Source organism: Streptomyces sp. NPDC059994 (assembly GCF_042737755.1).
GTDB lineage: Bacteria > Actinomycetota > Actinomycetes > Streptomycetales > Streptomycetaceae > Streptomyces.
Map to the genome: position 1 here is coordinate 1 of NZ_JBHWUR010000162.1, position 11,977 is coordinate 11,977.

An 11,977-nucleotide genomic window follows, 5' to 3' on the forward strand; every position below is an offset into this window, starting at 1 on the left:
TGCCCGAACACCCCGGCCGTGTCAAGCCCCCTGCTGCACCTGCGTCCTGACCGTGCGGGCGGCCTCGACCAGGTTCTCCAGGGACCGCTTCGTCTCGGTCCAGCCGCGGGTCTTCAGTCCGCAGTCAGGGTTGACCCAGAGCCGTTCCGGAGCGATGGCCGCAAGCCCCCTGCGCAGGAGTGCGGTCGCCTCCTCGGCGCTCGGTACGCGCGGCGAGTGGATGTCGTAGACACCGGGTCCCACCTCGCGCGGATAGCCCGCGGCGGCGAGCTCGTCGGCGACGAGCATGTGCGAGCGGGCCGCCTCCAGGCTGATGACATCGGCGTCGAGGTCGTCGATGGCCTGGAGGATGTCGCCGAACTCGGCGTAGCACATGTGGGTGTGGATCTGGGTGTCGGGACGTACGCCCCCGGTGGTCAGCCGGAACGATTCCGTGGCCCAGTCCAGATAGGCGGCGCGGTCCGCGGCGCGCAGCGGCAGCGTCTCGCGCAGGGCGGGCTCGTCGACCTGGATGACCGAGGTCCCGGCCGCTTCCAGGTCCTCGACCTCGTCGCGCAGGGCGAGCGCCACCTGGCGGGCGGTCTCGGCGAGCGGCTGGTCGTCGCGGACGAACGACCAGGCCAGCATGGTGACCGGCCCGGTGAGCATGCCCTTGACGGGGCGGTCGGTGAGCGACTGGGCGTACGCCGTCCAGCGCACTGTCATCGGTCGCGGCCGGGAGATGTCGCCGGCCAGGACCGGCGGGCGGACATAGCGCGTGCCGTACGACTGGACCCAGCCGTGCCGGGTGGCGAGGTAGCCGGTCAGCTGCTCGGCGAAGTACTCCACCATGTCGTTGCGTTCGGCCTCGCCGTGGACGAGGACATCGATGCCCGCCTTCTCCTGGAAGGCGACGACCTCGCGGATCTCGGCCTTGATGCGCTCCTCGTAGCCCGCGGTGCCGACGCGTCCGGCGCGCAGGTCGGCGCGGGCGGTACGCACCTGTGCGGTCTGCGGGAACGAGCCGATGGTGGTCGTGGGCAGCAGCGGCAGCCGCAGCCGGGCGCGCTGGGCCGGGGCGCGTTCGCCGTACGGCTGGGAGCGGCGGCCGTCCGCCTCGGTGACCGCCGACGTACGCGCGCGTACCGCCGGGTCGTGGGTGAGGGCGGATCCGGCGCGCGAGGCCAGGTCCGCGCGGTTGGCGGCGAGTTCGGCGGCGATGGCGCCGGTGCCGCTGGTGAGGCCGCGGGCCAGGGTCACGGTCTCGGCGGTCTTCTGGTCGGCGAAGGCGAGCCAGCGGGCGATCTGCGGGTCGATGTCGCGTTCGGCCGACGCGTCGAGCGGAACGTGCAGCAGCGAGCAGGACGGTGCCACGTCGACGGTGCCCGCGAGGCCGAGGAGCGTGCCGAGAGTGGCGAGGGACTTCTCGTAGTCGTTGATCCAGATGTTGCGGCCGTCGACGACGCCCGCCACCAGCCGCTTGCCGGGCAGTCCTCCGACGGCCGCGAGGGCGTCGAGGTTGGCGGCGGCCGGTCCCGTGAAGTCCAGGCCGAGGCCGTCCACGGGCGCCTTGGCGAGGACGGGCAGGGCCTCGCCGAGCTGGTCGAAGTAGGAGGCGACCAGCAGCTTGGGGCGGTCGGTGAGGCTGCCGAGCGCCCGGTAGGCGCGGGCGGCGGCGTCCAGTTCGGAGGGGGTGCGGTCCTGGACGAGGGCGGGCTCGTCGAGCTGCACCCACTGCGCGCCGGCTGCCCGCAGATCGGCGAGCACCTCTGCGTACACGGGCAGCAGCCGCTCCAGCAGGGCCAGTGGCTCGAAGGCGGCGCCGACGCCGGGCGCGGGCTTGGCCAGGAGGAGGTAGGTGACCGGGCCGACCAGGGCGGGCCGGGCCGCGAGGCCGAGCGCCAGCGCCTCGGTGAGCTCGGCGACCTGCTTACCGGAGTCGGCGGTGAAGACGGTGTCCGGGCCGAGTTCGGGCACCAGGTAGTGGTAGTTGGTGTCGAACCACTTGGTCATCTCCAGCGGCGCCACGTCCTGGGTGCCGCGCGCCATGGCGAAGTAGCCGTCGAGTGTGTCGGTCTCGACGGCGGTGCGGTGCCGGTCGGGGATCGCCCCCACCATCACGCTGGCGTCGAGGACGTGGTCGTAGTACGAGAAGTCGCCGGTGGGGACTTCGTCGACGCCCGCGTCGGCGAGCCGGCGCCAGTTGGCGCGGCGCAGGTCGCGGGCGGTGTCACGGAGGGCGTCGGCACTGACGCGGCCCTTCCAGTACCCCTCGACGGCCTTCTTGAGTTCCCGGTCGGGGCCCTGGCGGGGGTAGCCGTACACGGTGGCGCGTGCTGCCGCGGCTGCGGACTTGCTGGTCACGAAACTCTCCTTCGCGAGAATGTCCCGAAATCGACCCTGGTACGGGTCGTGGGCGCGAAGGGAGACGGACAGGGCGGCCCGCGCGGAGCGGTGCCCGCGCTCGAACCACCTCTTGTCTCGCCGACCCGCCCACGAGGTCACCAAGGTCTCCGCGCGCGTCGGTCGCGCACGGGCAACGGGCAGGTCTTCGGACTCGCGGGCACGCCTGCCGGTTTCCCGGCGGACACCTAGTGGCCGTCGCTTCCCAGACCCGGCCGGGCCCAGTGCGTATGACGGCGGTCGTTCCCGCTCACCGCTGCGGGGCAGTCCCGGATTCCCACCGGGTTCCCTCTTACGACGCCTCCCGCCTGGCGGACGGGGGCGAACCAGCTGCGAGCGCCACCCTACAGAGCCGGGGCCGGAAGGCCCCCTCACATCGGGCCCGCACGCCTCGTGATGTCCGACATCGGAGGCGTGCCGCAGTCGCACACAGGTGCTCACAGCATCGGGGCGCGCTTAGTGTGGCCGACGTAACCACTCGTGATCGCCGCACGTGACATCGAAGTAACGGGCATTTCGTACGGTCGGAGCCCAAGGGATCCCGGCCGAGACGAGAGGGGACACCCGTTGACCGCACAGGGCACGCGGGCCGCCACCGAACAGGTGCGCACGGTCTGCTCGTACTGCGGTGTGGGCTGCGGGATGGTCCTCGACATCACCGTGGGGCCGGACGGCCGGCGCACGGTACTCAAGGCCTCCGGCGACAAGGCGCACCCCGCGAACTCCGGACGGCTGTGCACCAAGGGGGCGACGACGGCCGACATGCTGGCCGCACCCGGACGCCTGGCCACCGCGCTGGTACGGGGCGAGCGGGGGGCCGAGCCGGTGCCCGCCGGCGTCGACGCGATGATCGCCGAGACGGCGGGCAGGCTGCGGGCGATCGTCGACGAGCACGGGCCGGACGCCGTCGCGCTGTACGTGTCCGGCCAGATGAGCCTGGAGGCGCAGTATCTGGCCAACAAGCTGACCAAGGGGTTCATCGGCACCAACCAGATCGAGTCCAACTCCCGGCTGTGCATGGCCAGTGCGGGCAGCGGCTACAAGCTGTCGCTGGGCGCGGACGGGCCGCCCGGCTCGTACCAGGACTTCGAGAAGGCGGACGTCTTCCTGGTCATCGGCTCCAACATGGCCGACTGCCATCCCATCCTCTTTCTGAGGATGATGGAGCGCGTCAAGGCCGGGGCGAAGCTGATCGTCGTCGACCCGCGCCGCACCGCGACCGCCGCCAAGGCCGACCTCTTCCTGCAGATCAAGCCCGGCGCGGATCTCGCCCTGCTCAACGGGCTCCTGCACCTGCTCCAGGAGAACGGGCACACGGACACCGCCTTCATCGCCGAGCACACCGAGGGCTGGGAGGCGATGGGCGAGTTCCTGGCCGACTACGCGCCCGCCTCGGTCGCGGAGATCACCGGGATCCCCGAGGACGACATCCGCACGGCGGCGCGGTGGATCGGCGCGGCCGGCGAGTGGATGAGCTGCTGGACCATGGGGCTCAACCAGTCCACGCACGGCACCTGGAACACCAACGCCCTGGTCAACCTGCATCTGGCGACCGGCGCGATCTGCCGCCCCGGCAGCGGCCCGTTCTCGCTCACCGGCCAGCCGAACGCCATGGGCGGCCGCGAGATGGGCTATATGGGCCCCGGGCTGCCCGGCCAGCGCTCGGTGCTCGTCGACGAGGAGCGGGCCTTCACCGAGGAGCTGTGGGGGCTGCGGCCGGGCACGCTGCGCACGGACGGGGCGGGGCTCGGCACCGTCGAGATGTTCCGGCGGATGGCCGACGGCGACATCAAGGCGTGCTGGGTGATCTGCACCAACCCGGTCGCCTCGGTCGCCAACCGCCGCACCGTCGTCGAGGGCCTGCGGGCCGCCGAGTTCGTCGTCGTCCAGGACGTGTTCGCGGAGACCGAGACCACCGCGTACGCGGACGTGGTGCTGCCCGGCGCCCTGTGGACGGAGGCCGAGGGCGTCCTCATCAACAGCGAGCGCAACCTCACCCTCGCCCGGCCGGCCCTCGACGCGCCCGGCGAGGCACTGCCCGACTGGCAGATCATCGCGCGCGTGGCGTGCGCGATGGGGTACGAGGAGGCGTTCACCTACGCCGGTCCCGAAGAGGTCTTCGAGGAGATCAAGCGCGCCTGGAACCCGAAGACCGGCTACGACCTGCGCGGGGTCACCTACGAGCGGCTGCGCGCCACGCCGGTGCAGTGGCCCGCCCCGACCGCCGAGGGGCCCGACCGCAACCCGATCCGGTACGTGGCCGAGGACGGCGGCGGTCCGGTGTTCCCGACGGCGAGCGGACGGGCCGTCTTCCACGCGCGCCCGCACCTCCCGGCCGCCGAGATGCCCGACGACGACTTCCCCTTCGTACTCAACACCGGGCGGCTGCAGCACCAGTGGCACACGCTCACCAAGACGGGGAAGGTGGCCAAGCTCAACAAGCTCAACCCGGCGCCGTTCGTGGAGGTGCACCCGCAGGACGCCGAACGCCTCGGCATCGCCGAAGGCGACGGGGTGGAGATCGCCTCCCGGCGCGGACGGGCGGTGCTGGCCGCCGTGGTGACCGACCGGGTGCGGCAGGGGTGCTGCTTCGCGCCGTTCCACTGGAACGACCTGTTCGGCACGGACCTGAGCATCAACGCGGTGACGAGCGACGCGGTCGATCCGATCTCGCTGCAGCCGGAGTTCAAGGTGTGCGCGGTGTCGCTGACGAGGGTCACGGCCGAGGTGGCACGGCCGGTCATGCCGGGGACGGGGGCGCTCGCGGGCGGGGTGGCGGCGGGCGCGAACGGCTCGGCCGGGCTGGTGTCCGGCGCTTCCGGGGTGGCAGGAGCGCTCGTTACTGGCGGCGCGGGGGCGGGGGCGGCAGGTGGGTCCGGGGCCACGGGAGCGCTCGTCGTGGGCGGCGCGATGGCTGTGGCGGCAGGTGGGTCCGGGGCAGCGGGAGTGGGCGGCGCGGCGGCAGGGGCGCCAGGCGCCTCCGGCGAGGCGGCAGGGGCGCTGGTCGCGGGTACCGCGCTGCTCGACGCCCCCGCGCCCCTCCCCCACGCCGTGCCCGCCCAGCGTACGGCCCCCGACTCGCCCCCTGCGGCGGGCCAAGGCGCCGCACCCGCCGCCGTGTTCGGGCTCGGCGCGCCCCCGCCGGTCCTCACCGAGCGGGAACGCCAGTACCTCACCGGGTTCCTGGCCGGGCTGGAGTCGGGCGCGCCCGGCATCCCCGTACTGCCGCCGACGGCGCCGTTCAGCGAGGAGCACGCGCTGTGGGTGAACGGCGTGCTGGCCGGGATGTACTCGCGGGCGACCCCCCGGCCCGCCCCCGCGCCCGTCACGCTGCCCTCGGCCCCCCGGGGCCGTGACGTGCTGGTGCTGTGGGCCTCGCAGACCGGCAACGCCGAGCAGCTCGCCGCGGCCGGCGCCGAACGGCTCGCCGCCGCCGGACACCGGATCCGGCTCGTCTCCATGGACGACACCGCTCCGGACACGCTGCCCGCCGACGCCGAGGTGCTGCTGATCACCAGCACCACCGGAGACGGCGAAGCGCCCGACAACGGCGCCGCGTTCTGGGACGCCCTGGCCGATGACGAGGCCCCGCGCCTGGAAGGACGCCGCTATGCGGTCCTGGCCTTCGGGGACTCGTCGTACGACGAATTCTGCGGGCACGGCCGACGCCTGGACCGGCGGCTGGCCGAGCTGGGGGCGGTACGGCTACTCCCCCGCACCGACTGCGAACCGGACTTCGAGGACCGGGCGCAGGAGTGGCTCGACGGGGTGCTGACCTGCCTGGACGAGCTGTCGGCCGCCGGAAGGTCAGCTCCCGACGCGCCCGTGGACCTCCCCGGCGATACGGCCCTGGGCGCCCCCGTCACGCCCTCCCCCGGGGCGCCCGGAAATTTCCCTGACGATTTCGCGGCGGGAGGGGAACTCGCATCGCACGGTGTCCGTTCATCGGGTACAGCAACAGCCTCGGCCCCCAACACCGCGACCATCCCTACGAGTTCCGCGGCGGCCCGACCCCCAGCCGCCCCCGCCACCCCTCGCCCCACCACACCCCTCCCCAGCTCCCGGGCCGCCGCCGTCACGGCCCGGCTGACGGGGAACTCGCTGCTCAGCCTCCCCGGTTCGAGCAAGGAGGTGCGGCGGTTCACCTTCGACACCCGCGCGAGCGACACCCCGCTCACCTACGCGGCCGGGGACGCACTCGGCGTGCACCCGGTCAACTCGGCGGACCTGGTGGCCGAGTGGCTGGCCGTCACCGGTCTGGACTGCACGGCCCCCGTCGAGATCAGCGGGGTCGGGGAAGTCCCGTTCGGTACGGCGCTGCACGAACACCTGGACATCACGCGGGTCGGCCCCGACCTGCTCAAGTTCGTCGCCGAGCGGACCCATGACCGCCGCCTGAAGCACTTGCTGCGCCCCGACAACAAGTGGCAGCTGGCGCAGTGGTCCTGGGGCCGTCAGGCGGTGGACGTGGTGGCCGAACACGGGGTGCGCGCGAGCGCGCCCGAGTGGGCGGGCGTCCTGCGCGGCCTGCGGCCACGGCTGTACTCGATATCGTCCAGCCCGCTGACCGACCCGCACGAGGTGTCCGTGACGGTCTCGGTCGTCCGGTACGAGAACCGCCTCGGCCACGGACGCGCGGGCGTGTGCTCGGCCCTGCTCGCGGACTCACCGCCGGACGCGCCGCTTCCGGTGTACGTCCAGCGCACCCGGCACTTCCGGCCCCCCACCGACCCGGGGACGCCGATGGTGATGGTCGGCCCCGGCACCGGGGTCGCCCCGTTCATCGGCTTCCTCTACGAGCGCCGCGCCCTGGGCCATCACGCCCCGAACTGGCTGTTCTTCGGCGAGCAGCACCGCGCCACCGACTTCTACTACGAGGACGAGCTGGCCAAACTGAGTGCGGAGGGCACCCTCACACGCCTGGACACGGCGTTCTCCCGCGACCAGCGCGCCAAGGTGTACGTGCAGGACCGTATGCGCGAGCACGGCCCGCTGCTGTGGTCCTGGCTCCAGGACGGGGCGCACTTCTATGTGTGCGGCGACGCTTCCCGTATGGCCAAGGACGTCGACCGGGCGCTGCGCGACATCGCGATAGCGCACGGCGGGCTCGACGAGGAGTCGGCGGCGGCGTATCTGAAACAGCTGACGGCGAGGAAGCGATACGTCCGCGACGTCTACTGAGCAGCCGCCGTTCCCCTGGCCGGACATGCCCGGGGGAAGGTCGCCGACCCAGACTCGACCCGGGCGGTGACGGTCACCCCGGCGTCGATGCCGAGCTCCTCGACGGACTCGCGCGTCACCAGCGAGACCACCCGGAGCGGCCCGCACCGGATGTCCACCTGCGCGGCCACGTCGTCGACCGCCACGGCCGTCACGATCCCCACGAAGGAGTTCCGCACCGAGGTGGCCACCCGCCGGGAACCGCCAGCGCCCGGCGGCCCTCTCCTGCGCGAACGCGGCGAGCCCGGCCCCGTCGATCACCCGGTTGCCCGTACCGCCCCGCTCCCTCCGCAGCCGCCCGGCGTCGGCCCACCGCCGGACGGTCTCGGAACTCACGCCGAGCAGCCCCGCTGCCTGGCCGATGCTGTACGTCGGCACGACAGCACTCCAGGCCCGAGGACGGCGGGCAAGGATGGCGGGCACGGGTCGCGACCTCACACGATGGACTTACTAGGACGTCCAACTATATGTTCGGGAGATCACCGGGGAGATCGTCTGAACGGATCCGCGAGGATCTGAAAGGAACCGCCAGCTCATGGGCCCCACCACCACCGCCTGCGCACGCCCGAACACCGCGCGATGACCCCAGAGACCGACGCCGCCGCCGAGGCCGAACACGTCCTGCTCGCGATCCGGGGCCGCGCCGCCCACCTCACCCTCAACCGGCCGAGGGCGCTCAACGCGCTCACCCACGCCATGGTCCGCCGGATCGGCGAAGCGCTGTCGGCGTGGGAGCACGACCCGGCCGTGGAGACGGTCGTCCTCACCGGCGCCGGTGAGCGCGGGCTCTGCGCCGGCGGCGACATCCGCGCGATCCATGAGGACGCCCGCTCGGGCGGCACGGCCTCGGCGGATTTCTGGCGGGACGAGTACCGCCTGAACGCCCGCATCGCGCGCTGGTCCAAGCCGTATGTGGCCGTGATGGACGGCATCGTGATGGGCGGCGGGGTCGGCATCTCGGCCCACGGCAACGTACGGATCGTCACCGAGCGCTCCCGGGTCGCCATGCCCGAGACGGGCATCGGCTTCGTCCCGGACGTGGGCGGTACGTATCTGCTCAGCCGCGCGCCCGGCGAACTGGGCACCCACCTGGCCCTCACGGGCGCACCGGTGGGCGCGGCGGACGCCCTGCTGTGCGGCTTGGCGGACCACTACATCCCGTCGAGCCAACTCCCGGCACTGTTGGACGAGTTGACGACGTCGCCCGTACGGGAAGCGCTCCCCCACCACACCCGCCGGCCTCCCCCGCCCGGCGAACTCGCCGCACACCGCGAGTGGATCGACCACTGCTACGCGGCGGACACGGTCGAGGAGATCGTGGACCGCCTGCTCACCACGGGCATCCAGGAGGCGAAGGAAACCGCCGAGACGATCCTGACGAAGTCCCCCACGTCCCTCAAGGTCACCCTGAAGGCGCTGCGCCGTGCCCGCGAACTCGCCACCCTGGAGGAGGTCCTGACCCAGGAGTACCGCATCTCCTGCGCGGCCCTGACCTCCCCGGACCTGATCGAGGGGATCCGGGCCCAGGTGATCGACAAAGACCGGGAGCCTCGGTGGTCGCCGGGGAGCTTGGCGGAGGTGGGTGACACAGACGTGGCGCGGTTCTTCGGAACCGCCAACGAGCACGAACCCCTGTTCACGCCCGGCAGTTGAGGTAGGCAGAACGCCTGCCCGCACGACTGCGGCAGGCGGTCGAACGGGCGGTCGTCCAGGGCCCGTTGCCGGTGCGGCCCGAGTCGGCACCGGACGGCCCGTTCCGCAGGCAGGAGACGACACTGACTGCACCTCCCGCCCAGGCTTCGCCTCCCCACGTCGAGATCGAGTACGAGCGGGTACCGGTCGACACGGACGTGGAGCGGGAGTGGAGCACCGAGTACCGCACCAGCAGGATCAGCATCACTCCACGCCATGAGCTGCACACACCCGAGGTCCGCCCCGCCCTGCGCAAGGTCCTGGCGCAGGTCATCGAGGCCGAGGGCCCGGTCCACGAGGACCTTCTGGTACAGCGGGCACGCGAAGCCTGGGGCGTCGGCAGGGCGGGCACCCGCATCCGCGACAACGTCCGTCAAGTGGCCCTGGCGCTGGTCCGATCCGGACTCGCCTCGGCGGACGGCTCGTTCTTCGACGTACCGGAACAGGACGAGCTCAGAGCACGGCGCCCGCAGGCCGGAGAGACCCCGCGCAAGGTGACGTACATCGCCCCGGCCGAGCGGCACCTGGCGCTCTACGAGCTGGCGGCCGAATGCCCCGGCATGTCACAGGACGAACTCATCAAACAGACCTGCGAGTTCTTCGGCTGGCGCCGCGTGGGCAAGGACATCCACGACTGCCTGACAGCGGACATCGCCGAGCTGTCCCGACTGCGTCGGCTGGAGGGGGGGCGAGGGGCGGGTCAGGGTGGTGCGGTGACCTGCTTCGGGGGGCGACTGCGGGGAGTCGGATCTCCGGCGCCGGACGCCTGCGGTCCGGGTGAGCGCCGACTGGCTTCGCCGGCCCTCCGAGCAGGGCAAGCTCGCGCCCGGCCCGCCGCCATCCACACAGCGAGAGCCAGATCCCGCAGTAACCGACCTGGCCAGTCGACCCGGTTACGGTCCTCGGGCAGGCCCAGCAGCGCGGCCCGCCGACGACCGGAGTCGAGCCGGCCGACCTGCCGGGCTGTCACCACTTGTCCACGCTCCCCTGACGCCACAGGCGATCGGCACGACCCGGCCTGCATCGCGCTGCGGCGTCCGGGCATCAACGGGCATCCTGGAGCGGACGCAACACCAGCAGGCACCATGGGTCGCCTCCGGTGCCGGCGTGGCAAGAAGTCTGGTGGGCCGGGTGCCTGCGAGGCCCGGGCGTCCCGTACGCCTGTCGGCGGAACGCGCTTGAGGAGCGGTCCGCCGACAGGCGTATCCGTTCAGGGGCCTGTGGTGCAATGACATCTGCCTGGCACCGGGCCCGGCGACGGCCCGTCGATTACCCGGTCCGAAGTCCTGAGCACCAGCGAGCAGCGAGGAGTCACCGTGACCGTATGCGAGCCTGACGGGGAGGAGGGGGCGACCACTCGTACTTCCGAGAACGGGGGTGGCCGGGACAGGGCGATCACCTTGGCGGGGACTCTGGCCGCGGCGGAGGCCGCGGCACCCGTCGAGTCGCTCGACGTGGTCGCGCGCATGCTGCAGGAGCACCTCGGGGCCGCGTCGGTGTCGTTCCTGATCACCGACTTCACCGGCGGCTCGGTCGTACGGCTGGGGGTGGCGGGCACCGTCGATACCGATGAGCCCGCCCGGCGCATCACACTGCGGGGCACCCTGTACGACGACGTGATCCGCACCCAGCGGCCGAGCGTGGAGGACAAGGGCGACGGCGCACTGGTGCGGATCGTCGCCCCGGTGACCAACCGCGGGGACGCCCTCGGGCTCCTCGAACTGTTCCTGCCCGCGCCGCCGGACGCGGAGGCGATGCGGGAGATCGGCGAGACCGCGCACGCCCTGGCGTACATCGTCATCGCGAACCGGTCCTTCACCGACGTGTACCAGTGGGGCCGCCGCACCACCCCGCTGAGTCTGGCCGCAGAGATCCAGCACCGGCTGCTCCCGGCTTCGCTGGCGTGCGAGGCCGCCCAGTTCGCGGTCGCCGGGGCGCTGGAGCCCGCCGACCACGTCGGGGGTGACACCTTCGACTACGTGATCGACCGGGACACCGTGCAGCTCTCCGTCACCGACGCCATGGGCCACGATGTCGCCGCCTCGCTGCTGGCCACGCTCCTGGTGGGCGCCCTCCGCCGGGCACGGCGAGCCGGTGCGGACCTCGCCGAACAGGCCCGCCAGGCCCACCAGGCCATGCTGGATCACGGCCGCCAGGGCTACGTCACCGGCCAGCTCCTGCGCATCAGCCTGCTCGACGGCAAGACCGAGTTCATCAACGCCGGGCACCCCTGGCCGCTGCGGATGCGGAACGGACAGGTGCGGGAGATCACTCCGAAGGTCGATATGCCGTTCGGCTTCCATGCCCCTCACACCTACCAGGTCCAGTCGCTGGACCTGCGGCCGGGCGACCGGCTGGTGATGCTGACCGACGGCATGCTGGAGCGCAACGCCAAGAATTTCGATCTGTCCGATCTGATCGTGCGCACCCGCGAGCTGCATCCCCGCGAGGCCGCCCGTACCCTCATCGCGGCGATCGTCGACGCCAACAACGGCCACCTGCAGGACGACGCGACCGTCATGTGCCTGGACTGGCACGGCGTCGGCCAATCCCGGCGGGACGCCGACACCGGCGCCGACCTCGCCGACGCCTCGGCACCGACACGGCCGGGGCGGGCCCTCCCGGGCGCTGACTCAGGGGCTGCTCCACTCCGGTAGTCCCCGCTTCGGCCGGCCTTTGGCGC

General features: G+C 72.4%; 6 protein-coding genes, 1 pseudogene and 1 riboswitch. Of the genes and pseudogenes, 4 read left to right on the top strand and 3 right to left on the bottom strand.

What is annotated here, in order from left to right; translation table 11 throughout:
* Window positions 1-21: 21 nt before the first annotated feature.
* The gene (gene metE, locus ACFWA7_RS38095) at window positions 22-2,343 is read right to left on the bottom strand and encodes a 5-methyltetrahydropteroyltriglutamate--homocysteine S-methyltransferase (protein ID WP_385827731.1); all 2,322 of its coding nucleotides are present in this window, start codon (window positions 2,341-2,343) and stop codon (window positions 22-24) included.
* 181 nt (window positions 2,344-2,524) lie between these two features.
* Window positions 2,525-2,677, bottom strand: a riboswitch (cobalamin riboswitch).
* A gap of 272 nt (window positions 2,678-2,949) precedes the next feature.
* On the opposite strand from metE, the gene ACFWA7_RS38100 reads away from it, so the two are divergent.
* On the top strand, window positions 2,950-7,563 hold the full coding sequence (locus ACFWA7_RS38100) for a molybdopterin-dependent oxidoreductase (protein ID WP_385827733.1): 4,614 nt from the start codon (window positions 2,950-2,952) through the stop codon (window positions 7,561-7,563).
* On the opposite strand, the pseudogene ACFWA7_RS38105 reads toward ACFWA7_RS38100, so the two are convergent.
* Window positions 7,557-7,980 (bottom strand): annotated as a pseudogene (locus ACFWA7_RS38105) (molybdopterin-binding protein). The gene ACFWA7_RS38100 and the pseudogene ACFWA7_RS38105 sit on opposite strands and share 7 nt — an antisense overlap.
* A gap of 201 nt (window positions 7,981-8,181) precedes the next feature.
* On the opposite strand from ACFWA7_RS38105, the gene ACFWA7_RS38110 reads away from it, so the two are divergent.
* Window positions 8,182-9,255, top strand: coding sequence for an enoyl-CoA hydratase/isomerase family protein (locus tag ACFWA7_RS38110; RefSeq protein WP_385827735.1), 1,074 nt, complete (start codon window positions 8,182-8,184; stop codon window positions 9,253-9,255).
* On the opposite strand, the gene ACFWA7_RS38115 is transcribed toward ACFWA7_RS38110, so the two are convergent.
* On the bottom strand, window positions 9,239-9,499 hold the full coding sequence (locus ACFWA7_RS38115; RefSeq protein WP_385827741.1) for a hypothetical protein: 261 nt from the start codon (window positions 9,497-9,499) through the stop codon (window positions 9,239-9,241). The genes ACFWA7_RS38110 and ACFWA7_RS38115 overlap by 17 nt on opposite strands.
* On the opposite strand from ACFWA7_RS38115, the gene ACFWA7_RS38120 reads away from it, so the two are divergent.
* Together ACFWA7_RS38120 and ACFWA7_RS38125 are read left to right on the top strand one after the other, a co-directional pair.
* Entirely contained in the window at window positions 9,453-10,526 is a 1,074-nt protein-coding gene (locus ACFWA7_RS38120) for a DUF3320 domain-containing protein (RefSeq protein ID WP_385827737.1), read from the top strand. The genes ACFWA7_RS38115 and ACFWA7_RS38120 overlap by 47 nt on opposite strands.
* 162 nt (window positions 10,527-10,688) lie before the next feature.
* Complete coding sequence (locus ACFWA7_RS38125) at window positions 10,689-11,951, top strand: PP2C family protein-serine/threonine phosphatase (RefSeq protein ID WP_385827739.1); 1,263 nt, start codon at window positions 10,689-10,691, stop codon at window positions 11,949-11,951.
* The last annotated feature ends 26 nt before the right edge of the window (window positions 11,952-11,977 follow it).

What these genes read in the sequence shown, in the direction of transcription:
- ACFWA7_RS38110 (WP_385827735.1), top strand. Translation starts at nt 8,182, where the DNA reads ATGACCCCAGAGACCGACGCCGCCGCCGAGGCCGAACACGTCCTGCTC.
- ACFWA7_RS38115 (WP_385827741.1), bottom strand. Translation starts at nt 9,499, where the DNA reads ATGCTGATCCTGCTGGTGCGGTACTCGGTGCTCCACTCCCGCTCCACG.